This is a genomic window from Sorangium sp. So ce185, from assembly GCF_051526825.1.
GTDB lineage: Bacteria > Myxococcota_A > Polyangia > Polyangiales > Polyangiaceae > Sorangium > Sorangium cellulosum_D.
Genome location: NZ_CP150316.1, coordinates 10143507 through 10168252 on the forward strand (window position 1 = coordinate 10143507; position 24746 = coordinate 10168252).

The following is a 24746-nucleotide window of genomic DNA, read 5'->3' on the forward strand; positions in this document are numbered from 1 at the left end:
CGGCACCTCACCCCGCGAGCGTCGTCGTCAATACCTGCTTCGCCGAGAGCAGCGCCTCGACGAAGGCCTCCCGCTCCTCGGGCAGCGGCGCGGCGATCCGCTCCCACGCCTCCTTGCGGTAGCTCGCCTTGACGAAGCGGAACGCCGCCGCGGGGCGGCTGCACGCCGTGGCGAGCCAGCGGCGCGCGTCCTCGAGCGGCTCCTTGGAGAGCGCGTCGCCGACGCCCATCTCGAACACCTCCGCAGGAGAGTGGCTGTCCGCCCCCAAGACGAGCCTCCGAAACGCGCGGGTGGGACAGGCGGCGCGCACGATCTCGAAGGCGACGCGCGGAAACGGGATCCCCACGACGAGCTCGGGGAGCCCGAACTTATAATCGCCGTCGCCGAGCGCGATGTAGTCGGCGCACATCGCCAGCACGGCGCCGCCCGCGAGCGCGTGGCCGTGCACGGCGGCGGCGAACGGCTTCGGGAAGCGGAACGCGGCGCCGAACGCAGCGTCGAAATCGTCGAGGAAGCCCGCGAGCCGCGCTCGATCGAGCGACGCGACCTCGCGCAGGTCGAGCCCCGCGGACAGGCACTTGCCGGCGCCGCGGACGAGGACCCCGCGCACGGCGTCGTCCTCCCCGAGCCGCCGGAAGACGTCGGCCATCTCGCGGAGCACCGCCTGGCTCATCGCGTTGACCTTGGGTCGATTCAACACGACCTCGGCGATACCGCCGCTCTCGAGCACCTCGATGAATTGCATGGGGAGAGCATCGCGCACCGCCGATCACCGCGCAAGATCGCGCGTCCGGCGGCGATCCGACGGCCTCATCTACCCCGCTCACCCCGGCCACCCCCGGCCGCGCTCAGCGCGGTATCGCCCCCGCCTGCTTACCGCGCCCGGACGAGCGGCGTGTCCACGAGGTGCTCGGACAGGAACCACACCTGCATCTCGTTGACGCGGACAATCTGGCTCACGAGCAGGTCGTTCGTCCCGTCGTCGCCGCCCTGCGCCGCCTTGCCCGCCGCCTCGCGCGCCTCGATCAAGATCTGCTCGTGCGCCTCGAGCAGCCGCGAGATCTGCACCGGCACCTCCTCGCGCCCCCGCGGCGGCCGCTCGATCTTCGACATCTCCGCGACGTCGTGCGCCATCGCGATGGCGATGCCCCCGAGCGTCTGCACCCGCTCGGCCAGGTCGTCGACGAGCTTGGCCTGCTCCTCGTAGTGCTTGTCGAGCAGGAGGTGCAGCGAATAGAAGGTCGCTCCGGATACCTGCCAGTGGTGCTTCTTGTACATGTCGCGCAGCACCATCGTGTCGCTCAGGATCTGGTTGAGCGCCTTGACGCTCGCCGCGCGCACGTCGTCGCCGAGCCCGAGCGGATAGCGCGCCAGCGCCCCGTACGGCTGAATCTCCTCCGCGCGCTGGCGCAGGATGGGTTGAGCCTCGGGCCCCGGCCTGCCGTCCCCGGTCGTCTGCTCACGCAACTGAGTCATGGTCGCCATGATCGCTCCTCTCGCCCACCCCGCCTTCTTCGCGTTCGAGGCGCCGCATGGCAACCCCTCCACCCGCGCCGCGAGGCCGCCTGTGCGCGCCTGCCGCGCTCACCCCGCCTGCCGCGCTCACCCGCCTGTCGCGATCACCCCACCTGTCGCGCGGCTCCCCCGCCCTGCCCTCTGTTTCGATGAGATTTCCAGCGCGCGCCCCGCACACGCGCGCTCGTCCGCCCCGGCCGGCTCTCCCCCCGGAGACGTACGCCGGACCGGGCGCGAGGCCGCGCGACGCGGAATGAGCACTGGACGCAGAGCTTGACTCGCTGGCAGTCTGGCCGCCGGTGAGCACCCTCCCGGGGCGCTCGGTGAGCGATGCAGGCAGGAGACATCATCGACGGCCGCTTCTGCATCGAGCACCTGGCGGCCTCCGGCGGCATGGGCGCCGTCTACCGGGCCCGCGATCGAGAGACCGGCGAGGCCGTCGCGATCAAGCTCCTGACCACCGAGGGCAGCCAGCACCTCGGCCGCTTCGCGCGCGAGGCGCAGGCGCTCGCGGCGGCCCGCGTGCCCGGCGTCGTGCGCTACGTCGCGCACGGCGCCACCGCGTGGGGACAGCCGTACCTCGCCATGGAGTGGCTCGACGGCGAGACGCTCTCCGACCGCCTCACGCGCCAGGGCCTCACCCTCGAAGAGACCCTGGAGCTCGGCCTGCGCGTCGCGACGACCCTCGGCGAGATCCACAGGCTCGGCCTCGTCCACCGCGACCTGAAGCCGAGCAACCTGCTGCTCCAGGGCGGCTCGCTCGACCGCGTGAGCCTCATCGACTTCGGCCTCGCGCGCGCCGCCACCGACGAGCCGCTCACCGCCGCCGGCCTCGTCCTCGGCACGCCCGGGTACATGGCCCCCGAGCAGGCCCGCGGCGAGCTCAGCGCCGACGCCCGCGTCGACGTGTTCGCCCTCGGGTGCATCCTCTACCGCTGCCTCACCGGCCGCGCCGCCTTCCAGGGGAACGCCGGCCTCGCCGTGCTGATGAAGGTCCTCCTCGAGGACCCGCCCCGCGTGCGCGAGCTCCGGCCCGGCACCCCCGCCGCGCTCGACGACCTCGTCGGCCGCATGCTCGCGAAATCGCCGCAAGATCGTCCGGCCGACGGCGACGCCGTCGCGGCCGAGCTCGCCAGGATCGACGCGCCCGAGGGCGGCCTCGGCGGGCCGCGCTCCTTCCCGCCGCGGGCCGTGGAGCTCACGACCGGCGAGCGGCGCGTGATGTGCCTCGTGGTCACCCGCGAGCACCCCGCCGAGGGCGACGGCGCCGAGGAGCCGCGCCGCGCACAGCTCTGGCAGCTGCACGACGTGGCCGAGCAGTACCGCGGCGAGCTCGAGCTCGTCGAGGGCCGCTCGCCCCTCATCGTGCTGTCGGGCGCGGGCACGCCGACCGACCTCGCGGCGCGCGCCGCCCGCTGCGCCCTCGCGCTGAAGGAGCTGCTCGGCGGCGCGCCCGTCGCGCTCGCCACCGGCCGCGCGGAGCTCTCGGCGCGCGTGCCCGTGGGCGAGCTCATCGACCGCGCCTTCCAGATGCTCGCGGCCGACGACGGCCGCTTCCCCCTCGCGGGCGTCCGCATCGACGAGGTGACCGCGGCCCTCATCGGCGCCCGCTTCGACGTCACCGAGGACGCCGCCGGCCGCGTCCTCCACGGCGCGCGCGACGAGCGCACCGCGCAGCTGCTCGGCAGGCCGACCACGTACGTCGGCCGCGAGCGCGAGCTCGCGATGCTCCTCGCGGAGGTCGATCGCTGCATCGACGAGGGCGCCGCCGGCGCCGTGCTCGTGACCGCCGAGGCGGGCATGGGCAAGTCGCGCCTGCGCCAGGAGCTCATCCGCAAGCTCCGCGAGCGCGGCGACCGCATCGAGGTCTGGATCGGCCAGGGCGACCCCATGGGCGCGGGCTCCGCCTTCGGCCTGCTCGCGAGCGCCCTCCGCCACGCCCTCGGCATCGCCGACGGCGAGCCGCTCGAGGCGCGGCAGCGCAAGGTCCGGGGCCGCGTGGAGCAGCACGGCCTCGACGCCGCCCGCGTCGCGCCGTTCCTCGGCGAGCTCGTCGGCGCGCCGTTCCCCGACGAGCACGACGTGCAGCTCAGGCTCGCGCGGCGCGACGCCGTGCTGATGGGCGACCAGCTCCGCCTCGCCTGGGAGGCGTTCCTCGGGGCGGCGTGCCGCGCAGGGCCGGTGCTCCTCGTGCTCGAGGACCTGCAGTGGGGCGATCTCCCCACCGTCACGATGGTGGAAGAGGCGCTGCGGACGCTCAAGGACGCGCCGCTGCTCGTGCTGGCGCTCGGGCGGCCCGACGTGCGCCGGCTCTTCCCGGGGCTCTGGGAGGGCCGGCTCGCGCACGAGCTGCACCTCTTGCCGCTCCCGCGCCGGGCGAGCGAGCGGCTCGTGCGCGAGGCGCTCGGCGCGCACGCGCGGCACGACCTCGTGGCGCGCCTCGTCGAGCGCGCGGACGGCAACGCGTTCTTCCTCGAGGAGCAGATCCGCGCCGCCGCGGAGGGCAAGAGCGAGGGCCAGCCGGAGACGGTGGTGGCCATGGTGCAGGCGCGGCTGGAGACGCTCGACGCCGAGGCGCGGCGGCTGCTCAGGGCGGCGAGCATCTTCGGCGAGACGTTCCGGGCGAGCGCGGTCGCCGCGCTGCTCGGGAGCGTCGACATCGCGCCGCTCCTCTCGGAGCTCCTGCGGCGCGAGGTGATCGTGCGGCGGGGCGAGGGGCGGCAGCGCGACGACGCGGAGTACTGCTTCCGCCACGCGCTCGTGCGCGAGGCCGCCTACGGCATGCTGACCGCGCGCGACCTCCGCATCGGCCACGCGCTCGCCGGCGGCTTCCTCGAGGCGGCCGGCGAGGGCGATCCGCGCGTCCTCGCCGAGCACTTCGAGCGCGGCGAGGAGCCCGAGAAGGCCGCCGAGTGGTACCTGCGCGCGGCCGACAAGGCGCTGCGGGGCAACGACCTCGCCGCGGCGATCGCGTGCGCCGAGCGCGGCATCGCCTGCGGGCCGGGGGAGGCCGCGGTGGGCGCGCTCCGCCTCGTCGAGGCCGAGGCGCTGCTCTGGCGCGGGGAGCCCGCCCTCGCCGAGCAGCGCGGGGTCGAGGCGACGCAGCACCTCGCGCCCGGCTCCGTGGCCTGGTTCTCGGCGTTCACGCAGCTCGCCGGCGCGGGGCACAAGCAGGGCCAGTACGAGCGCGTCGAGCGCTGGATGATGGTCGTCCTCGGCGCCGAGCCCCTCGAGGGCGCGCGCGTCGCGAAGAACGCCTGCCTGCTCGAGGGGGCGATCGTGCTCCTGCTCGGCGGCCGCTACGCGTGCGTCGACGCGCTGATCGACGCGGTCGAGCAGGCGACGGAGGACGCGTCGGCCGCGGATCTGCTGATCGAGGCGAAGCTCCTCTACCTGCACGGGTTGCTCCGGCAGCACAACGGCGATCCGAGCGCCTGCATCGCGAGCATGGGCGCGGCGCTCGCCGCCTTCGAGGACATCGGCGATCGCCGCGAGGCGTGCCGGGCGCGGCTCAACATGGGCCTCTGCTACGTGCAGTTCGGGTACTTCGAGGCGGCGGCGGAGGTCCTCCGCGCCGGGCTCGCCGAGGCGGAGCGGATGGCGCTCGACGATCGGGTGCCGAACGCGCTGCAGAACCTCGGCCTCGCGCTGGCCCACTCGGGCCAGGTCGACGCCGCCAAGGCGGCCCTGCGGAGCTCGATCGAGGCGCTGGAGCGCCGCGGCGACCGGCGCCGGGAGTGCGAGAGCCGGCTCCAGCTCGCGCGCGTGCTGCTCCTCGCGGGCGAGCCGGCGCTCGCCGAGGTGGAGTCGCGGGCGGCCGAGGCGCTCGCGCAAGACGTGCCCGAGCGGCTCCCCGCGGCGATCGCGACGCGCGCGCGCGCCCTGCTCGAGCTCGGGCGCGCCGGGGAGGCGCTCGCGGCCACGACCGAGGCGCTGTCGCTGCTCGAGTCTGACCGCCGCGAGGAGGAGGGCTTCCTGGTGCGCCTGGTCCACGCCGAGGCGCTCTCGGCGACGGGTCAGGCGGCCGAGGCCAAGGGCGCGATCGCGCTGGCCCGCAACGGGCTGCTCGTGCGGGCCGGGAGGATCGGCGATCCGGTCTGGCGCGAGCGCTTCCTGAGCGACGTGCCCGATCACGCGCGGATCCTCGCGCTCGCGCGCGAGTGGCTGGACGAGGTCGCTCGCTGAGGCGCCGGCGGCCGCGGAGCGCCTGCGGCCCGTGGAGCGCCTGCGGCCCGTGGAGCGCCTGCGGCCCGTGGAGCGCCTGCGGCCTCGTGGAGAACGGCCTGCGCGGCGCACGGGGAAGCACGTATCCGGCGATGGTTTCGGCCCGCCGGCCGGTGTTTTGTCGCGCAGGACAGCCGATATCGCAAGTAAGCTGAGCGTCTTCCTCTGACCTCGTGATTGCATGCAGGGAGGCAGCTCCATGATCCGGTCGTCTGTCGTTCTGATTCCTCTGGCGGCCCTCGCCGTGGCCGTCTCGTGCAGCAGCAGCAACGATGAGGGCCGGCCTCCGACCCAAGGAAACCTCCCCACGGGCAGCGTCACGACGGGCACCAGCGGCACCGGCGGCCAGGGCAGCGGCACCGGCGGCCAGGGCAGCGGCACCGGCGGCCAGGGCGGCGGCACCGGCGGCCAGGGCGGCGGCACCGGTGGACAGGGCGCGGGCGGCGCTGAGCCCTCGCCGGGCTGTACCAACGGCGTGAAGGACGGCGACGAGACCGGCATCGACTGCGGCGGCGAGGGCTGCGACCCTTGCCCCGCGGGCCAGGCGTGCGCGGCGCCGACGGATTGCATCTCACGGCGTTGCGAGGAGAGCGCGGGCAGCGGCGGGCCCACGTGCGCGGAGGCGCGGTGCGACAACGGCGTGAAGGACGGCGACGAGACCAGCATCGACTGCGGCGGCGGCGCGGCGCCACGCGACGGCAACCCGGCGTGCCCTCCCTGCGCGGACCTCCTGGACTGCGTGACGGGCTCGGATTGCGAGTCGCTGAGCTGCGTTGGCGGCAAGTGCCTGGCGGCGAGCTGCAGCGACAGGGTGAAGAACGGCGATGAGACCGCCGTCGATTGCGGCGGGCGCTGCGCCGGTTGCGCGCCCGGCGAGGCATGCAGCCTGTCGACCGACTGCCGCGAGCGCGTCTGCGCCAATCAGATCTGCCAGACGGAGAGCTGCAGCGACGGGGTGAAGAACGGCAAGGAGACCGACGTCGACTGCGGCGGGATGGTGTGCCGCACCAAGTGCCCTGCGGGGCAGCAGTGCACGAGCCGCGAAGACTGCGCGACGAACGTCTGCAACAGCACGACCCATCTCTGCGCCTGCCCCGACGGGATGTTGATCGCGCCCGTGGCGGGCGGAGGGAACTACTGCATCGATCAGTACGAGGTGACCAAGAAGGAGTACAACGCCTTCCTGGGGGCGAGCCCGATGCTCGCCGGCCTGCCGGCCGAGTGCTCCGGGAACATCTACCAGCCCTCGGACGGGTGGCCCTACAGCGAGGAGAGAGCGCCCGTCAACTATATCGACTGGTGCGACGCTTACGCGTACTGCATGTGGCGGGGCAAGCACCTCTGCGGCAAGATCGGCGGTGGAGCGAGCTCGCCCGCCGAGCTCGCGAACGCCGCGCAAAACGAGTGGTACAACGCGTGCTCTGGCCAGGGGGTGAACGAATATCCCTACGGCCACGCGTATGCGGCGAGGTGCAAGGTCAACGATCCCGACGGCGAGTTCGCCCTGAAGTCCGTGGGTCCCGCCCCGATTCCGCCGGTGACGATGTGCGAGGGCAGCGTGACGGACCTCTATCACATGAGCGGCAACGTGGCCGAGTGGGAGAACTCCTGTGACGCGGAGGGCAACTGCCTCATCCGCGGCGGCTCGAGGGCGTCGGTGCCGGACGCGGACGATGTCGCGAAGCGCTCGCTCAAGGCGGCCAGGTGCGATGCGAGCTTGTCCGCGCCCCGGCGCGACGACACGAACCCGGACATCGGCTTCCGCTGCTGTCTCTGAGGGTCCGCGCCTGACGGCGCGCAGGGCGGCGCGCCCGGCCCGGCGGCGGCGCTGGCGAGCGCCGCCGCCGCTCGCGCGAGCTCAATCCGCCGCTTCGGGATCGCAGCCGTAGAGGACGTCGATCGCCGCCCCGGCGTCGGCCTGGACCGCCTGGCACGCGTCGGGGCAGAGCTTGATCATGTCGTCCTCGATGAAGAACGAGCCCGCGGCGCACGCCGCCGCGTTCGGAACCTGGCCGAACGACTGCGGATCGCCCCCGTCGCCCGGGGTGTACTGGACCACCACGGTCGAGAGGTCGATGACCTCTCCCGGGGGCGAGTCCGGCACGGCGAACTCGCACTCGACCACCGCGCCGGTGATGACGCCCTCCGCGATCGCCTGGAACACCACGTCATAGGAGCTCGTCTGGCAGAGCGGGAACCTGAGGCCGCCGGTCCTCTTGCTGAGCGTCTGGTAGCCCGTGCCCGGCGCCACGGCGGTGCCGCACATCTCCTCGACCACGTCGCCGTCGGGCCCGTAAGCGTCCGTGGCGGGCGTGTTCTCGCGGAGCCCGACGATGCTGTGGAAGACGTAGTTCGGCGCGGTGACGTCGCCGAAGACCACCGGATCCAGGCCGAACAAGAGCCCCTCGAAGTCGTCGGCGACATCTTCCAGCGGCTGCCGCGTGTCGTCGATATAGATGTTGCGCGGGAGGTGCGTCGACTGGCAGCCCACGTGATCGTCGGTGATCACCGTGATCACCTTGAGCGAGTCCTCGCGCACCCACTCGGACCAGCCGGACGGCGCGACGCCGTGCTGGTCGGGCAGGCCGCCGTTGTAGCTGCCGAGCAGGACGCAGAGCGCGTCGTTGCTCCTGATCTCATGGCTGTAATGGTAGAAGACGGGCGGGTTGTTCCCGGGCGCCTCCGGCACCGGGTCGCAGCTCGCCGCGCTGAGCGGGGCGCCGACGCAGATCGAGTCGTCGACGTTCGCGGCGCCGTGCGCGGAGATCATGATGACGCGGTAGTCGATGCCGCTCGCGCCGATGATCGCGGCGAAGCTCTCGTTGATGTTGTTCTGTACGCTGATGATCTCGTTCGCCATGCTGGGCGAGTTGTCGATGACGAACACGATATCGACCGGCCGCTTCGTGAGCGTGGCCTCGGCGACCGTGGCGACACACGCCGTGTCCGGCGTGACCGGCGGCGCGCCTCCCGTGTTGTGGCCGGAGCCCGCGCCGATCTGGTCGTCGCCGCCGTCGCCGCCGCCAGCGGTCCCCCGGTCACCCCCGGCGCCGCCGCCCGCGCCGCCGCCTCCGCCGACGTTCGCCCCAGCCGTCTCGCCTGCCTCGCCCTCCGCTCCGGAGCTGCAGGAGCACCCCGCGGCGCCGGTGATCATCAGAACACCCAACCCAAGAAGCGGAACCAACATGGTAGACCGGGAGAGCTTCACATGAACCTCGACCGCTAGGGCGCAAGAACGCGCCATATCAGATTGCACAACTGCAACGAGATGTGGTGGTGAATTTGACCTGAACGCGATTTTTTCTCGCTGGCTGCTCGCTCGCTGGGTCGTGTGAGGGTCGTTGTGCGCAATGCGCGGCGCGCCGCGCGCTCTTCCAGACGCGATGAGCTGCGGTCCGGGTCGAGGCTCCGCTTCATGCGCGTTGGCGCAAAGCACGCACGTCTGGGCGCGCGCGCGCACATCGGTCCACGGACCGCACCGAGCCACATCGGTCCACGGACCGCACCGAGCCACATCGGTCCACGGACCGCAGCGAGCCACATCGGTCCACGGACCGCAGCAAGCGAGGTGCGCGCGGCGAGGGCGCGGCGCCGCGCCGCTGGGTCGCGGCGCCCTCCGCGGCACCCCGGGGGCGCCATAACGCGTCGCGCCATAACCTGCGCCGCTCCTCGGAGCTTCCGCGCGGGCTCGATGGTCTCTGCACAATGCGCCCCTAGGATGCAGGTATGAGCCTACGTCATGACTTTCCTCCCATCGGCATCGATGCGATCGCCCTCGCCGTCCCTCGCCGCTACGTCGAGCTCAGCGAGCTCGCCGAGGCCCGGGGCGTCGCGCCGTCCAAGTACCTGACCGGCCTGGGCACCCGCCGGATGGCGATCGCGGCGCCGGATGAGGATCCGATCACCCTCGGGGCCAACGCGGCCCGCCGCCTGTTCCAGCGCTCGGGCGCGAGCCCCGCGGACATCGGGCTCTGCGTCGTGGGCACCGAGACCGCCGTGGACCACTCGAAGCCGGCGGCCTCCTTCCTCCACGGCCTGCTCGGGCTGCCCAGCGCGTGCCGGGTCTTCGAGGCCAAGCACGCCTGCTTCGGGGGCACCGCCGGCCTGCTCAACGCGGTGGACTGGATCGCGTCCGGCTCGGCCCGCGGCCGCGCCGCCCTCGTCGTCTGCTCGGACGTGGCGCGCTACGCGCTCGGCTCTGCGGGCGAGCCGACCCAGGGCGCTGGCGCCGTGGCGCTGCTCGTGCGCGAGCGCCCGCGCCTCGTCGAGATCGAGGTCGGCAAGACCGGCACCTACGCGCGCGACGTCTACGACTTCTGGCGGCCGCTCCACCACAAGGAGGCGCTCGTCGACGGCCACTTCTCGGTGCAGTGCTACCTCGACGCCCTCGCCGGGGCGTACGCCGAGTGGCGCCGCGTCGCCGGCGACGGCGAGCCGCTCGCGCGCACCTGCTACCACGTCCCCTACGGCAAGATGGCCCGCAAGGCCCACCGCCACCGGCGGACGATGGACGGCCTGACCGAGCAGGCCGCCGACGAGAGCTTCGCCGCCGAGGTGGAGCCGTCGCTCGATCTGCCGGCGCGCATCGGCAACATCTACACGGGCTCGCTGTACCTCGCGCTCGCGTCCCTGCTCAACGCGGAGGCCCGCGCCCTGGAGGGGCGGCGCATCGGGCTGTTCAGCTACGGGTCGGGCTGCTGCGCCGAGTTCTTCGCGGGCAGGGTCCGGCCGGAGGCCGCCGCGCTCGTGGCCGACCTCGCGATCGACGCCCCGCTCGACGGGTGCCGCCACGCCTCGGTCGCCGAGTACGAGGCGCTGCGCCGGAGCGACGAGGCCGCCGACCGGCGGCCGGCGCCGGAGGACGCGGAGCGCGGGGGCGCGAGCCTCGACCGCCGGGTCGTGTACCTGGGGCTCGATTCGAGCGAGCGGCGCGTCTACGCGAACGAGTGAGCGCCGGACCCGCGGGCGCCGGACGCCGCCCGGCGCGCTGGGGCCGGACGCCGCCCGGCGCGCTGGGGCCGGACGCCGCCCGGCGCGCTGGGGCCGGACGCCGCCCGGCGCGCTGGGGCCGGGCGGGGGCGGCTCAGCCGGCCGGCAGCTCCGACGCCTTCACGGTGAAGAGCTCCGCCCCGCCGGCCGCCGCGACGACGACCCGCAGCGTGCCGGAGGGGACCGCCCTCTTCATGTCCGCGGCGACCGCCTGCGTGACGGGCGAGAGCGGGGCGATGATCTCGGCCAGCGCCGAGCGCGACATCACGCCGGCCAGGACCGGCGCGCGCACGCCGGAGGCCAGGGCCGAGCGGAGCGTGCGCTCGGGCTCCAGATCCGGGTCGCGCTCCTGCAGGCCGATGGCGATGAGATAGCCTGTCGGCTCTCGCAAGGAGAGGAGATAGCCCGAGAGCGACGCCACGGCGCTGCGGCGCGGGGGCATGCGCCGCAGCAGGCGCCCGAGCTCCGGGCGGTGCTCGTCGAGCAGCTCGGCGCGCTCGTCGTGATCAGAAGACATGCGCCACCTGCCCTTTCTTCTCGAGGGCGATCGTGGGGAGATCGCGATTCAACCGGATTTCCGTCGCTGCGAGTTTCATGACCATGCGCCTCCAGCGAGGGCTCGTGCCCTCTCTGTTGTTTGTTCCGGTCACCCCGCCGCGCGTGCCACGGAATCAGACACGGCGCCGCGGCGCCGCAGCTCCGGCGCGAGGCGCCGCCCCGCAGCGAGGCGCCCGTCCGCGGCCCGCCGGCGGCCGGCCCACGGGGCCATGGCCGGCCAGTGGCCCGGAGCGCGTGGCGAAGGCGCCGTCGGCTCGGCCCGGATCGACCGAGCGCGCGAGGCATCGGCGGCGCCGCGCGCGTCCACCGCCGGGGGCGCGGTCCTTGCGAGCGTGCGCCGCGGCTCGCTGCCCTGCCGCGCGGAGCGCTCCGGCGCCCGGTGCGCGCGCGCGAGGGAGCGTCAGCCAGATGGGGAGATCCAGCTTATGGGAACTCGAATGGGGCGGGTGGGACAGGTGATGGCTGCAGCCGCCATGATGGGGGGCTGCGCCTCCACCGAGGCGCCGCAAGGCCCTTCATCGTCCGTCGACGGCGCGGCGGCGGCGCCCGCGGCGCCCGGCGCGGCGGCGCCCGCGGCGCTCGACGCGGCGGCGCGCGCGCGCCTGCGGGCGGCGTACATCGCTGCCGTGCAGTCGAGCGCGCCCGAGGGCTACAGGGTCGTCGAGGCGCCCTCGGCGCGGAAGGCGCCCGGGCTGCGCGCGCCGAACCCGGCGCACCGGCTCACGGCCGACTTCAGCGCGTCGGGCGTGCGGATCGCGCCCGAGGAGGGCGAGGGGCGGTGGAGCTTCTCGATGGCCCCGGCGCGGTACGGGTGCGCGGGCGATCTGCGCGCGGTGGCGAGCGCCGCGCCGCGCGCCGCGGACAACCGCGTGGAGCTCCGCCGGCAGGGCGCGTCACCGGGCGAGGAGCTCGTGGAGTGGTACGTGAACGGGCCGCTCGGGCTGGAGCAGGGCTTCACCGTGCCCGCGGCGCCGCCCTGCCGCGCGCAGGGCGATCGGGACCTCGTGATCGAGCTCGCCCTCGGCGGCGACCTCCGCGCGGCGCCGCTCGGCGGCGGCGAGGGGGTGGCGCTGCGCGACGCCTCGGGCGCGGTGGCGCTCCGGTACACGGATCTCCACGCCACCGACGCCGCGGGGCGGACGCTGCCCGCGTGGATGGAGCTCGGCGCCGGCGAGCGCGCGCTGTCGCTGCGCGTCGACACCGCCGGGGCCGCGTACCCGATCACGGTCGATCCCCTCGCCGCCTCGCAGCGGACGGCGCTCATCGCGGTCGACGGCGGGAGCCAGGTCCACCTCGGCGGCGAGGCGATCGCCATGTCCGGCGACACCGCGGTCGTCGGGGCGCCCGGGAGCGCGTACGTGTTCGTGAAGAGCGGCGGCGGCGCCTGGGCGCAGCAGGCCAAGCTCGTCCCGAGCGACGGGGGCGCCGGCGGCTCGTTCGGACGCTCCGTCGCGGTCTCGGCGGACACGATCGTGGTCGGCGCGCCCTGGGGCACCGGGGGCGCCGGCGCCGCCTACGTCTTCGTGCGGAGCGGCGGCGCGTGGTCCGAGCAGGCCAAGCTCGTCGCGAGCGGCGGGACGGCGAACCCCATCGGCGAGGCCGTCGCGGTCGACGGCGACCGGGCCGCGCTCTCGGCCGAGAGCTCGGTCTACGTATTCGCGCGGAGCGGCGGCGCCTGGAGCGAGGAGATCGAGCTCGCCCCCCCGACCGGCGAGAACTCCTGGGAGACGCCGCCCGTCGCGATCGAGGGCGGCACGGTGGTCGTGGGCTCGCCGGGGAACGCGTGGTGGCTGGAGCACGACGGCGTGGGCGCAGCGTTCGTGTTCGACGCGAGCGACTGGAGCGCCCCGCACAAGCTCGTGGCGGACCCGCCGGAGGCGCTGTACGACCGCTTCGGCAGCTCGGTCGCGATCTCGGGCGCGCGCATCGTCGTGGGCGCGCCGGGCGTCCTCAGCCCGCCGATGCCCTGGTACCAGCTCGGGCGGGGCCTGGCCTACGTGTTCGACCGCGCGGGGAGCGGCTGGCGCCGGGATTCGCGGCTGATCGCGACCGACGGCAGGACCGGCGACGGCCTGGGCGAGGCGGTGGCGATCTCCGGCGACATGGCGGTGGCGGGGGCGCTCCTGGCCGACCGCCTCGACCAGCCGGACGCGGGGGCCGCGTACGTGTTCTCGCCGGCGGCCGGCGAGTGGATCGAGATCGAGCGGGCCAAGCTCGCCGGCACCGGACCGACCGGCGGCGGCTTCGGCAAGGCCGTCGCCGTGTCGGGGAGCTCGGTCCTGGTGGGCTCCCCCGCGTATGCGATCGAGGTCGCGCAGGACGGCGACGGGGACGGGGTGGTCGACGCGCAGGACAACTGCCCTGCCGCCGCGAACCCGTCGCAGGTGGACGGCGACGCCGACGGCCTCGGCGACGCGTGCGACCCGCGGTGCGTGACGATCCGCCGCGGCCTCGGCGGCGCGGTGGCCGACGCGACGATCTGGCAGGTGTCGCCCGGCTGGAACGACGGCGCGAGCACCACGCTCACGACGGGCACCGGCACGGGCGGCGTCCGGCGGAGCCTGCTCCGGTTCGACCTCGCCGGCGTCCCGGCGAGCGCGGAGATCGCCTCGGCGACGCTGTCGCTCTACCAAACCTACAAGATCGAGAGCAGCGCCGTGCGCGTCCACCGGGCCACCGCGCCCTGGTCGGAGTCGACCGTCACGTGGGGCAGCTTCGGCGGCGGCGGCCAGTTCGATCCGGCGGTCGAGGCCTCCTTCGTCACCGGCGGGCCCGGCGGCACCACCGGCTTCCGCAACGTCGACGTGACCGCGCTCGCGCAGGCCTGGGTGAGCGGCGCGCAGGGCAACCACGGCGTGCTGCTCGAGGAGGACGCGGTCACCCGGAGCACCCTGCGGAGCAGCGAGAGCGCGAGCGCCGCGGAGCGGCCGGCGCTCACGGTCTGCTACCACGACACGTGCGAGGACGGGATCCGCAACGGCGCCGAGTCCGGCATCGACTGCGGGGGCCCGAGCTGCGCGCCGTGCGCCCCGGGCGCCGTCCTCTGGAGCAGGCTCTTCGTCAACGGCTGGAACGAGGGGATGCGGGCGTACACCGTCACGGTCGGCGGCGGGGACAGCGTGATCTTCGGCGGCTACGGCTACGGCCCCGTCGATTTCGCCGGGCAGGGCGAGCCGACGTCGTTCGAGCTGTTCAACACGAGCTTCCTCGTGAAGCTCGACGCCGCGGGGGGCTACGTCTGGGACCGGCGCCCGGCAGGCGACAACATCTTCTTGAGCGTCGCCGAGTCGGGCTCCGGCCAGGTGCTCGCAGTCTCGAACTTCGGGCTGCGGCGGTTCAGCGCGTCGGGCGACCTCCTCGCGCAGATCGACGACCTCGACCAGATCGAGGTCGCCCGGGCCGGCTCGGGCGCCGCACTCGCGGCCGTCATCTGGGACACGGTGGATCTCGGCGCTGGCACCCTCGGCGGCGGGCCGGGCAGCGAGCTCTTGATCGCGCGGCTCGACGCGGCGGGCGCGCCGATCTGGGCCAAGACCTTCCCGACGAACGCCTACGAGAGCGGCCCCAGGAGCGTCGCCGTCGACGGCGCCGGCAACGTCGTCGTCCTCGGCAAGTACTTCGGCATCCTCGACCTCGGCGGCGGGCCGCTCACGAGCTCGCCGGTGGACGACGGCATGTACCTGGCGAAGTTCGACGCGGCCGGCAATCACGTATGGAGCCAGATCGTCTCGGGCACGCCGCAGGCGGGCGACGTCGCCGTGGCCCCCTCCGGCGACGTGGTCGTCGCCTTCCGCGGCGCCGTGACGCGGTTCTCCGCCGCGGGCGTGCCGCAGTGGAGCGTCGACACGACCGGCTTCGGCTCCGGAAACGACATCTACAGCGACAGCGCCGTCGCCGTCGACGCCGCCGGCAACGCGGTCATCACCCCGAACGGCACGATCGTGAAGCTCTCGCCGTCGGGCGACGTGCTGTGGTCGGCCGATCCGCTCGGCGCGGCGAGCTACGGCGGGATCGTCGATGTGGCCGTGGACGGCGCCGGCAACGTGATCGGCGCGGGCTCGTACGACAACGGGAGCGCGTACATCGTGAAGCTCGCCCCCTGACCCGAGCTCGGCCGGCGCCCTCCCCGCGTCAGCGCGCCGGCGACGCCCCGCGCGCGGCCGCAGACTCCGCGCGGCCGGCCAGCGAGAACAGCAGGTAGAGCCCTCCCGAGACGAAGAACCCCACGAACCACGCATACGTGTAGATCGAGCGCATCACCTCCGGGACGGCGCCCTTCATCGACGGGATCGCCTCGGCCAGGAAGCCGGGCAGGTTGATGAGCACGCCGATCGCGAGGGCGGCCATCGCCCGCCAGTTCACCCCGCCCTGGTACTCGTACGCCCCGCCGCGCCGGTACAGGTCGCCCACCTCGAGCTGCGTCCTCCGGAGGAGGAAGTAATCGGCGATCAGGATCCCGCCGATCGGCCCGAGGAGCGCCGAGTAGCCGACGAGCCACGTGAAGATGTACCCCTGCGACGACTCGATGAGCTTCCACGGCAGGATCACCGCGCCGAGGACGGCGGTGATCACGCCGCCCGCCCGGGCCGAGATGCGGTGGGGCGCGAGGTTGGAGAAGTCGTTGGCCGGCGAGACGACGTTGGCGGCGAGGTTCGTCGACAGCGTGGCGACCGACAGGCCCACCATCGCGAGGACCATGATGAACGCCCCGCCGATCCGGGCGAGCAGCTTCACCGGGTCCCAGATGAGCTCCCCGAAGATCACCGGCGTGGCCGAGGTGACCGCGACCCCGATGAACGAGAACAGCACCATGGTCGCCGGCAGCCCGAGCGCCTGGCCGATCGCCTGATCGCGCTGGCTGCGCGCGTACCGCGTGAAATCCGGGATGTTCAGCGAGAGCGTGGCCCAGAAACCGACCATCGCGGTGAGGCCCGGCGCGAACACGCTGAGGAGCTGCCCCTCGGGGATCTTCGACGGCTGCGACAGCATCGGGCCGAACCCGCCCGCGCGGACGTACGCCCAGCCGAGCATCGCGAGGCCCATCACGATGAGGAACGGCGCCGCCCACGTCTCGAGGAACTTGATCGACTCAGTCCCCTTCAGGATGAAATAGAGGTTGATGACCCAGAAGACGGCGAACCCCAGCAGCTCGCCGGGGTGGATGCCGATCGCCCCCTTGAACGCCGCCGAGGTCAGCGGCGCCTCCGCCGAGGGCAGGAGCGCGACGAGGAGCTGCCAGAGCGCCTGCCCGCCGAGCCACGTCTGGATGCCGAACCACCCGCAGGCGACCAGCGCGCGCAGCACCGCCGGCACGTTCGCGCCCGTCACGCCGAACGACGCGCGGGCGAACACCGGAAACGGGATGCCGTACCGGGTGCCCGCGTGGGCGTTCAGGATCATCGGCAGGAGCACGATGACGTTGCCGAGCGCCACGCACGCGAGCGCCTGCTGCCAGCTCATCCCCTGATCGATGAGCCCGGAGGCCATCGTGTACGTCGGGATGCAGACGGCCATCCCGATCCACAGCGCCGCGAAATGCCCGAGCTTCCAGGTGCGCGCCGCCTCCGGCGTGGGCGCGAGATCTTCGTTCGTCAGCGACATCGAGGCTCCTCCCAGCGAGCTCCGCCGGCGCGTGCGCGTTCGCGATCGTCGCGGGCTCCAGGCCGGCGGGTCGGGAGCCCGGGATCAGGAGCTCCGCGCGCGGGCGGTCGCTTCCAGCCCGCCAGGCACGAAGTCCGTCCCCTTCTGGACACGGTCGTTCCACGTCTCAGGCGGCCTGCCTGAAGGCACCTCCCTCATCGTGATGCACCCCGACACCGGGCACACCAGCGCGCACAGGTTGCAGCCGATGCACTCCTCCTCGTCCACGAACGGGACGCGCGACGGCGCGGCGGCGCCGCTCGGATCCGCCGTCACGGGGCGATCCGGGATGACCTTCGGGATGTGGGTGTGGCCCGCCGCGCGCGCCTCCGCCTCGGTCCTGCCCGGCAGGTGGATGCACTGGTGCGCCCCGTCCATGCAGGCGACGTAACAGAGCTGGCAGCCGATGCACTTCTCGGCGCTGATCTCCGCGACGACCCGGTACGAGAGATCCAGCTCGCCCCACTCCTGCACCTGCGGGACCGCCCGGCCCCGGAGCTCGCTCACCGAGCGCATCCCGTGATCGTCGAGCCAGTCGCTGAGCCCCTCGATCATCTCCTCGACGATGCGGTAGCCGTAGTGCATCACCGCGGTGCACACCTGCACGCTCGTCGCGCCGAGCGCGATGAACTCCGCGGCGTCGCGGGCGCTCGAGATGCCGCCGATGCCCGAGATCGGCAGCCGGCCGATCTGGGGGTGGCGCGCCAGCTGGCTCAGGAGGTGGAGCGCGATCGGCTTGACCGCCGGCCCGCAGTAGCCGCCGTTCGTCGACGCGCCGCCGACCCGCGGCAGCGGGACCATCCGCTCCAAATCGACGCCCATCAGCGACTTGATCGTGTTGATCAGCGAGATCCCGTGCGCCCCGGACCGGAGCACCGCCTCGCCCGGCTCGAGGATGTCGCCGACGTTGGGGGTGAGCTTCACGATGACCGGCGTCGTCGCGAACTCGACGGCCCACCGCGCGATCTCCTGGAGGACCGCCGGCTCGTTGCCGACGGCCGAGCCCATGCCGCGCTCGCACATCCCGTGCGGGCAGCCGAAGTTGAGCTCGAGCCCGTCGGCGCCCGTGTCCTCGGCCTTGCGGATGATCTCGCGCCACTCGTCCTTCGTCTCGACCATGAGCGAGGCGATGAGCGCGTGGCCCGGGTAGCGCCGCTTGACCTCGCGCATCTCCCTGAGGTTCACGTCGAGCGGGCGGTCGGTGATGAGCTCGACGTTGTTGAGCCCCATGAGCCGCATCGTGCCGTAATCGATGCCTCCAAAGCGGCTCGACACGTTGACGATCGGGTTTCCGAGCGTTTTCCAGACGGCGCCGCCCCAGCCGGCGTCGAAGGCGCGCCGGACCTGATCGCCGGTGTTCGTCGGCGGCGCCGAGGCGAGCCAGAACGGGTTCGGGCTCTTGATCCCGGCGAAGTCGATAGAGAGGTCGGCCATCGCTCAGCTCCCTTGCGGTGCGGGCCCGGGCGCCGCGCCGCCCGCCCGCGTCATCATCGCTTCGTGCATCGCGCGCGCGGCGATCTTTGCCTCGGCGACCGCGTTGACGACCTCCTTGCCGCCGTTCACGCAGTCGCCGCCGCTGTAGACCTTCGGGTTGCCCGTGCGGTGCGTCGCCGGGTCGACCACCACGCGCCCCCGCGCGTCGAGCGAGACGCCCTCGAACGCGAGCGCCACCCGCGTCGCCCGGCTCTGCCCGATGGCGACCGCGACGAGGTCGGCCGGCACGAGCTGCTCCTCGACCGGCGCCGACGCGGGCCCCTGCGCCTCCCGCCGCGCGTCGCCGTCCGCGCGCGCGACCCGCAGCGCGACGACCCGCCCGCCCTCGCGCACCACCTCGACCGGCACCCGGTTCTCGACGAGCCGCGCCCCGGCGACCCGCGCGCCCTCGAGCTCGTGCGCGTAGCCCGACATCTCGGCCTCGGAGCGGCGGTACACGATCGCCACGTCGACCCCGAGCAGCGCGAGCTCGTGCGCGACGTCGAGCGCCGTGTTGCCGCCGCCGACGACGGCCGCGCGCCGCACGCCCGCGAGATCGAGGCGCGGATCGGCCTTGAGCCGCTCGATGAACGCGGTCGCGCCCACCACGCCCTCGCCGTCCTCCCCGGGGATGCCGAGGCGCGCGTCGGCGCCGAGGCCGAGCCCCAGGAAGACCGCGTCGTAGCCCGCGAGAAGGTCGCCTGCCGACACCTCGCCCGGCGCGGCCGCCCGCTCGACGACCGACACGCCCGTGCGGAGCTCGACGTCCCCGAGCGACAGCACCCACTCGAGCTCGCGGAGCGCCTCGTCCCCCTTCATCTTGTAGGGCGCGATCCCGAGCGTGTTCAGGCCGCCGGGGATCGACTTCTGCTCGAAGATCACGGCGCGGTGCCCCTCGAGGGCGAGGTAGCCGGCCGCGGCGATCGACGCGGGCCCCGCGCCCACGAGCGCGACGCGCTTACCGGTCGGCGGCTTCGCCCGGAAGAGCCGCGGATCGCGCGCGAGCGCCGACTCGACCGCGTAGCGCTGGAGTCGGCCGATCGCGATCGGCTCGCGCCCCCACGCGTTGTAGACGCAGTCGCCCGCGCAGAGGACCTCGACCGGGCACGCCTGCCCGCACGACTGGCCGAGCAGGTTGGCCGTGAGGATGGTGCGGGCGGCGCCCTTCACCTGGCCCGTCGCGATCTTCCGGATGAAGCTCGGGATGTCGATGGAGGTCGGGCACGCTCTTACGCAGGGCGCGTCGACGCAGTAAAGACACCGGTTCGCCTCGGCGATCGCCTCGGCCTCGGTATAGCGCGGGCTCTTGTCCTCGAATCGCTCTTCGATCCGGCCGGACGGGAGGGGTGAGGGGCGGCTTGGGTCTTGGCTCATGCTCGTGCTCGCGCGCTTTGGCGGCCTCGCATCACGCGGCCCGCGAGCCCTGGGTGGGGCCGAGCCGCCGCGGCAGGTAGCGCCCGGCGCCGCGCTCCACGTCGAGCTTGCCGTCCGCGTACTGAACCCTGCCGTTCACGATGACATGCGTCGGCCTCCCCTTCACCTCGAACCCCTCGAAGATGCTCCGGTCGCACCGGTGGTGGTGGGTCTTCGCGGAGATCGTGCTCGTCCCCTTCGGGTCGAAGACCACGAGATCCGCGTCGCCGCCGGGCACGATCGAGCCCTTGCGCGGGTATAGCCCGAAGATCTTGGCCGGCTGCGTGGAGACGAGATCGACGAAGCGGTGGACGTCGATCCGCCCCTCGAGCACCCCGTAGGTCCAGAGGAGGGCGAGCCGGTTTTCGATGCCGGCGGCGCCGTTCGGGATCTTCGAGAAATCGTCCTTGCCCATGTCCTTCTGGCCGACCTGGTTGAAGGGGCAGTGGTCGGTCGCCACCGTCTGGATGAGCCCCGTCGAGAGCGCGGCCCACAGCGCGTCCTGGTGCCCCTTCGGCCGGATCGGCGGGCTCATCACGTACGCCGCGCCCTCGAAGTTCGGCTTGTCGTAGACCGAGTCGTCGAGCAGGAGGTACTGGGGGCACGTCTCGGCCATGACCACCTGGCCCCGGCTGCGCGCCTCGGCGACCGCGGCGAGCGCCTCCTTGCAGGTGAGGTGGACGATGTAGATCGGCTCGCCGATCATCCGGGCGAGCATGATCGCGCGCCCCGTCGCCTCCCCCTCGATCGGCGCGGGGCGGCTCTCCGCGTGGTGCCGCGGGTGGGTCTTGCCCTCCCTGAGCAGCCGCTTCTGGAGCGCGACGACCGCGTCGCCGTGCTCGGCGTGGACGGTGACGAGCGCGCCGAGGCCCTTGGCCGCCTCCATCACCTGGATGAGCTCCGGATCGTCGACGCCGATGGCCCCGCGGTAGGCCATGAAGGTCTTGAACGACGGGATGCCGTGCTCGCGCGTGCAGACGGCCATCTCCTTGAGCGTCTCGTCGCCGAACCAGGTGACGGCCATGTGAAAGGCGTAATCGGCCACCGCCTTCTTCGCCTTCTCGTGCCACATCGCGAGCCCGTCGAGCAGCGATTGCCCGCGGCTCGGGATCACGAAATCGATGATCGACGTCGTGCCCCCGGCCACGCCCGCCGCGGTGCCGGTCTCGAAGTCGTCCGAGCTCTCCGTCCCCATGAACGGCAGCTCCATGTGCACGTGGGCGTCGACCCCGCCCGGGAAGACGAGCTGCCCCGAGGCGTCGATCACCGTGTCTCCCGCGCGCTCCTTCGCGAGCCCCGCGCCGACGGCGGCGATCTTCCCGTCCTCGCAGTAGACGTCGCCGACGAACCGGTCGCTCGCTGTGATGATCTCGCCGTTCTTGATCAGGATGCCCATGTTGCTTCTCCGCGGGTGCGCGCCGGGCGGCGGGTCCCCTCCGGGGGGCGGCGCCGCCGTGGCGAGGGAAACGCCGGGGGAGCGTGCCGTCCGCGACCAGCGCCCCGGCGCTGCTTCTGGCTTCGCGGTGGACGTCGCATGGCCGGGCTAGCGATCTCCGTCGCCTCGCCGCGGCCGGTGGCCTTCAAGGCAGCTGCTTCGTGAGCTCACCGTAGCTCTCGGGCCGACGATCGCGGTAGAACTGCCATGTCCTCCGGACCTCCTCGATCATGTCGAGGTTCATCTCGGCGACCACGAGCTCGTCCTGGTCCTCGCTCCCGGTCGCGAGGAAGGCGCCCCTCGGGTCGCAGAAGTAGCTCGTGCCGTAGAACTTGCCGATGTTCCACGGCGCCTCGGTGCCGACGCGGTTCGAGGCGGCGATGAAGTAGCCGTTGGCCACCGCGTGCGCGGGCTGCTCCAGCTTCCAGAGGTACTGGGAGAGCCCGGCGACCGTCGCCGACGGGTTCCACACGATCTCGGCGCCGTTCAGGCCGAGCAGCCGCGCCCCCTCCGGGAAGTGGCGATCGTAGCAGATGTACACGCCGATCCGCGCATACCGCGTCTGGAACGTCGGGTAGCCGAGGTTTCCCGGCTTGAAGAAGAACTTCTCCCAGAACCCGTTCGTGTGCGGGATATGGGTCTTCCGGTACTTGCCGAGGTACGTCCCGTCGGCGTCGACCACGGCCGCGGTGTTGTAGTAGACGCCCGCCATCTCCCGCTCGTAGATGGGGATGATCATCACCATCTTGTACTTCTTGGCGTAGGCGGTGAGCCGCTCGACCGTCGGGCCCGGGACGGGCTCGGCCACGTCGCACCATTTCGCGTCCTGGGAGGGGCAGAAATAAGGCGTGTTGAAGACCTCCTGCAAACAGAGGATCTGCACCCCCTTCTTCCCCGCCTCGTCGATGAGCGGGAGGTGCTTCTCGAACATCGCGTCCCGGATCGAGAGCACCGAGGCGCCCTCGTCCAGGGCCGGGGTCGAGCACTGGATCAGCCCGCCAAGTACGTTTCGTGCCATCAGAACCACCTCGTGATGACGACCTTGCGCTCCGTGTAGAAGTCGATGGCGGTCGGGCCGTGCGCCTTCAGGTCGCCGAAGAAGCTGCCCTTCCGGCCGCCGAAGGGGAAGAAGGCCATCGGCGCCGCGACGCCGATGTTCACGCCGACCATCCCGGCCGTGACGCGGTGCTGGAACTCGCGCGCGGCGCCGCCGCTCGACGTGAAGATCGACGCCGCATTGCCGTACTCGCTCCGGTTCGCGATCGCGATCGCCTCGTCGAGGTCGCGCGCGCGCATCAGGCAGGCGACCGGGCCGAAGATCTCCTCGGTCGCGATCACCATCCCCGGCTTCACGTCGTCGAAGACCGTGGGCCCGACCCAGTTGCCGTTCGGATACCCCTCGACCCTGGCGTCCCGGCCGTCCAGGAGGAGCGTCGCCCCCTCCGACACGCCCTTGTCGATGTACGAGATCACCCGGTCGCGGTGCGCCGCCGAGATCACCGGGCCCATCGTCACGCCCTGCTTCGACCCGTCGCCCAGCACGATCGCCTTCGCGTAGCGGACGAGCCCCTCGCGCACGGCCTCGTACGTGTCGCCGACGCACACGACGACGCTGCCGGCCAGGCAGCGCTGGCCCGAGCAGCCGAAGATCGACTCGGCCACGTTGCCGATCGTCTTCAGCCGCTCGGCGTCCGGCATCACCACGAGGAAGTTCTTCGCCCCGCCGAGCGCCTGGGCCCGCTTGCCCGCCTCCGCCGCGCTCCTGTACACGTGGCGCGCGACCGACGACGAGCCGACGAACGACACGCCCGCGATGTCCTTGTGCGCGCAGAGGGCGTTCACGACGTCGCGGCCGCCGTGGACCAGGTTCACGACCCCGGGCGGCAGCCCGGCCTGCTGGATCAGCTCGAAGATGCGCTGCTGCGAGAGCGGGACCTGCTCCGAGGGCTTCAGGACGAAGGTGTTCCCCGTGGCGATCGCGTAGGGCAGAAACCAGAGCGGGACCATCGGAGGGAAGTTGAACGGCGTGATCGCCGCGAACACGCCGAGCGGCTGGCGGACCGTGTGGCAGTCGATCCCGGACGCCACGTCCCCGAGGCCCTGCCCCATCATCAGCGACGGGATGCCGGCCGCGTGCTCGACGTTCTCGATGCCGCGGCCGAAATCGTTCCTGGCCTCGGCCAGCGTCTTGCCGTGCTCGGAGGTGCAGATCGCCGCGATCTCGTCGCGGTGGGCGTCGAAGACCTCGCGCAGCTTGAAGAGGTAGCGCGCCCGCTGCACCGGCGGCGTCGCGCTCCAGCCGGGGAACGCCGCCTGCGCCGCCTTCACCGCCGCGTCGACGTCCGCCGCGGTCCCGAGCGGGACCTTTGCAAGAGATTCCCCGGTGGCCGGGTTCTTCACCTCGAGGTGCGTCGTCCCCGAAGAGCGAGACCAGGCGCCGCCGACGAAGTTTTCCAGCACGCGCATCGCGAAACACCTTTCCCCCGGCGAGGTGGTCACATTGACATCCGCAGCAGGCCGGGCGCCGGCGCTGTCCGCTGGACAATACAACCCACCGATCGAGCGCTACATGTGGTGGGGGCCCTCCGTCAAGCCTCGCTGCGACGCCGCATGCGCCGGAGCCGCTGTGAGAAAGACCGTCCACGCACATTCCGTAGTATAGACCACAGCGTGGCTGACAGGCCCCGGTGCAACTGCCCAGCAGCACGTCATGAAATCCTTTGGAAACAACTCGGGTACGCCCTGGTCATGCCGCGTCACGCCGCGCGATCGCGCGCGGTCGCCCCGCTCGGGCGGCGTCATCGACGCGCGTTCGAGGCCGAGCCGGCCCGACGCCACGGGCGCGGCGCGCGGCCCGGCCCCGCGCGCCGCATGGCGCCACCACCGCGTCGAAAGTCGCCGCCGAACGTTGCTGCGTCGATCGAACCGTCCTAGGTGCAACGCCATGGATCTCGCGACCCCTTGCCCCATCGCCGGCCGCGCGGCGGCCCCAGCGGACGCCGCCGCGATCTGGCGGCTCGGCGACGCGACGACGTAAGCTCTGCGAGCGCTCGGTGAGACGATGACCCTACCCACCATGCTGTTCGACACGACGGAGCACGTGCTCATCGCCGTCCACGGCAGGGAACCGCCGAGCGACGAGGACTGGGAGCTCTACATGCAGACGGTGCTGGCGCTCCCGCCCACCTGCTCCAAAACGCTGGTGGTGACCGCCGGAGGCGGCCCCAACGCGAAGCAGCGCGCGTCGGTGAACGACTTCGTAAGCAACCACACACTCACTGTGGCGATCTGCACCGATGCGCTGCTGGTCCGGCAGATCACGATAGCGCTCAGCTGGTTCAACCCGCGGGTGAGGTCGTTCCGGGGCAACGACATCGCGGGCGCCCTGCGCTACCTCGAGGTCAGCGGGCCCGAGGCCGCCACGGTGCACCACAAGGTCGCCAGGATGCGGCTCGAGATCGAGGGCCGGGCGCCCCGCACGCCGCGCTGATCGGGGGGG

General features: G+C 72.8%; 15 protein-coding genes. 5 read left to right on the forward strand and 10 right to left on the reverse strand.

Annotated features, from left to right (window positions below; all coding sequences use genetic code 11):
* Positions 1-7 precede the first annotated feature (7 nt).
* On the reverse strand, positions 8-745 hold the full coding sequence (locus tag WMF26_RS37290; RefSeq protein WP_437996600.1) for an enoyl-CoA hydratase/isomerase family protein: 738 nt from the start codon (positions 743-745) through the stop codon (positions 8-10).
* Between the two features lie 128 nt (positions 746-873).
* On the reverse strand, positions 874-1485 hold the full coding sequence (locus tag WMF26_RS37295; protein ID WP_061628737.1) for a Dps family protein: 612 nt from the start codon (positions 1483-1485) through the stop codon (positions 874-876).
* Between the two features lie 360 nt (positions 1486-1845).
* On the opposite strand from WMF26_RS37295, the gene WMF26_RS37300 reads away from it, so the two are divergent.
* A complete protein-coding gene (locus WMF26_RS37300; protein ID WP_437996601.1) occupies positions 1846-5700 on the forward strand; it encodes a serine/threonine-protein kinase in 3855 nt (1284 codons plus the stop codon).
* A 238-nt stretch (positions 5701-5938) separates the two neighbouring features.
* Positions 5939-7516 (forward strand): formylglycine-generating enzyme family protein, encoded by a 1578-nt coding sequence (locus WMF26_RS37305; RefSeq protein ID WP_437996602.1) that lies wholly within the window; start codon positions 5939-5941, stop codon positions 7514-7516.
* An 81-nt stretch (positions 7517-7597) separates the two neighbouring features.
* On the opposite strand, the gene WMF26_RS37310 is transcribed toward WMF26_RS37305, so the two are convergent.
* A complete protein-coding gene (locus WMF26_RS37310) occupies positions 7598-8893 on the reverse strand; it encodes a hypothetical protein (RefSeq protein WP_437996603.1) in 1296 nt (431 codons plus the stop codon).
* Positions 8894-9465: 572 nt separating this feature from the next.
* Here WMF26_RS37310 and WMF26_RS37315 point away from each other — a divergent pair.
* Complete coding sequence (locus WMF26_RS37315; RefSeq protein WP_437332987.1) at positions 9466-10689, forward strand: hydroxymethylglutaryl-CoA synthase family protein; 1224 nt, start codon at positions 9466-9468, stop codon at positions 10687-10689.
* A 133-nt stretch (positions 10690-10822) separates the two neighbouring features.
* Here the strand turns inward: WMF26_RS37315 and WMF26_RS37320 are convergent, their stop codons facing one another.
* On the reverse strand, positions 10823-11245 hold the full coding sequence (locus WMF26_RS37320; protein ID WP_437996604.1) for a hypothetical protein: 423 nt from the start codon (positions 11243-11245) through the stop codon (positions 10823-10825).
* Positions 11246-11711: 466 nt separating this feature from the next.
* Between WMF26_RS37320 and WMF26_RS37325 the strand changes: the two genes are divergently transcribed.
* Positions 11712-15389: a DNRLRE domain-containing protein gene (locus WMF26_RS37325; protein ID WP_437996605.1), complete on the forward strand. Its 3678-nt coding sequence runs from the start codon at positions 11712-11714 to the stop codon at positions 15387-15389.
* A 28-nt stretch (positions 15390-15417) separates the two neighbouring features.
* Here WMF26_RS37325 and WMF26_RS37330 read toward each other — a convergent pair whose 3' ends face one another.
* The 6 genes from WMF26_RS37330 to WMF26_RS37355 all read right to left on the reverse strand — a co-directional run bounded on the left by WMF26_RS37330 (position 15418) and on the right by WMF26_RS37355 (position 23713).
* The gene (locus tag WMF26_RS37330; RefSeq protein WP_437996606.1) at positions 15418-16887 is read right to left on the reverse strand and encodes an NCS1 family nucleobase:cation symporter-1; all 1470 of its coding nucleotides are present in this window, start codon (positions 16885-16887) and stop codon (positions 15418-15420) included.
* A gap of 84 nt (positions 16888-16971) precedes the next feature.
* Positions 16972-18360 carry an NAD-dependent dihydropyrimidine dehydrogenase subunit PreA gene (preA, locus tag WMF26_RS37335; RefSeq protein ID WP_437996607.1) on the reverse strand — a complete coding sequence of 463 codons (1389 nt, stop codon included), beginning with the start codon at positions 18358-18360 and terminating at the stop codon, positions 16972-16974.
* Positions 18361-18363: 3 nt separating this feature from the next.
* Positions 18364-19773 (reverse strand): FAD-dependent oxidoreductase, encoded by a 1410-nt coding sequence (locus tag WMF26_RS37340; RefSeq protein ID WP_437996608.1) that lies wholly within the window; start codon positions 19771-19773, stop codon positions 18364-18366.
* 31 nt (positions 19774-19804) lie between these two features.
* Complete coding sequence (gene hydA, locus WMF26_RS37345; RefSeq protein ID WP_437996609.1) at positions 19805-21208, reverse strand: dihydropyrimidinase; 1404 nt, start codon at positions 21206-21208, stop codon at positions 19805-19807.
* Positions 21209-21392: 184 nt separating this feature from the next.
* Positions 21393-22265, reverse strand: a complete 873-nt coding sequence (locus WMF26_RS37350) for a nitrilase-related carbon-nitrogen hydrolase (protein WP_437996610.1) — start codon at positions 22263-22265, stop codon at positions 21393-21395.
* On the reverse strand, positions 22265-23713 hold the full coding sequence (locus WMF26_RS37355; protein ID WP_437996611.1) for a CoA-acylating methylmalonate-semialdehyde dehydrogenase: 1449 nt from the start codon (positions 23711-23713) through the stop codon (positions 22265-22267). The genes WMF26_RS37350 and WMF26_RS37355 overlap by 1 nt, the downstream gene beginning before the upstream one ends.
* Positions 23714-24308: 595 nt before the next feature.
* Between WMF26_RS37355 and WMF26_RS37360 the strand changes: the two genes are divergently transcribed.
* Positions 24309-24737, forward strand: coding sequence for a hypothetical protein (locus WMF26_RS37360; protein ID WP_237244411.1), 429 nt, complete (start codon positions 24309-24311; stop codon positions 24735-24737).
* Positions 24738-24746 lie beyond the last annotated feature (9 nt).

Coding starts and splice junctions, on each gene's coding strand:
- WMF26_RS37290 (WP_437996600.1), bottom strand. CDS start 745: ATGCAATTCATCGAGGTGCTCGAGAGCGGCGGTATCGCCGAGGTCGTG.
- WMF26_RS37295 (WP_061628737.1), bottom strand. CDS start 1,485: ATGGCGACCATGACTCAGTTGCGTGAGCAGACGACCGGGGACGGCAGG.
- WMF26_RS37300 (WP_437996601.1), top strand. CDS start 1,846: ATGCAGGCAGGAGACATCATCGACGGCCGCTTCTGCATCGAGCACCTG.
- WMF26_RS37305 (WP_437996602.1), top strand. CDS start 5,939: ATGATCCGGTCGTCTGTCGTTCTGATTCCTCTGGCGGCCCTCGCCGTG.
- WMF26_RS37310 (WP_437996603.1), bottom strand. CDS start 8,893: ATGATCACCGGCGCCGCGGGGTGCTCCTGCAGCTCCGGAGCGGAGGGC.
- WMF26_RS37315 (WP_437332987.1), top strand. CDS start 9,466: ATGAGCCTACGTCATGACTTTCCTCCCATCGGCATCGATGCGATCGCC.
- WMF26_RS37320 (WP_437996604.1), bottom strand. CDS start 11,245: ATGTCTTCTGATCACGACGAGCGCGCCGAGCTGCTCGACGAGCACCGC.
- WMF26_RS37325 (WP_437996605.1), top strand. CDS start 11,712: ATGGGAACTCGAATGGGGCGGGTGGGACAGGTGATGGCTGCAGCCGCC.
- WMF26_RS37330 (WP_437996606.1), bottom strand. CDS start 16,887: ATGTCGCTGACGAACGAAGATCTCGCGCCCACGCCGGAGGCGGCGCGC.
- preA (WP_437996607.1), bottom strand. CDS start 18,360: ATGGCCGACCTCTCTATCGACTTCGCCGGGATCAAGAGCCCGAACCCG.
- WMF26_RS37340 (WP_437996608.1), bottom strand. CDS start 19,773: ATGAGCCAAGACCCAAGCCGCCCCTCACCCCTCCCGTCCGGCCGGATC.
- hydA (WP_437996609.1), bottom strand. CDS start 21,208: ATGGGCATCCTGATCAAGAACGGCGAGATCATCACAGCGAGCGACCGG.
- WMF26_RS37350 (WP_437996610.1), bottom strand. CDS start 22,265: ATGGCACGAAACGTACTTGGCGGGCTGATCCAGTGCTCGACCCCGGCC.
- WMF26_RS37355 (WP_437996611.1), bottom strand. CDS start 23,713: ATGCGCGTGCTGGAAAACTTCGTCGGCGGCGCCTGGTCTCGCTCTTCG.
- WMF26_RS37360 (WP_237244411.1), top strand. CDS start 24,309: ATGACCCTACCCACCATGCTGTTCGACACGACGGAGCACGTGCTCATC.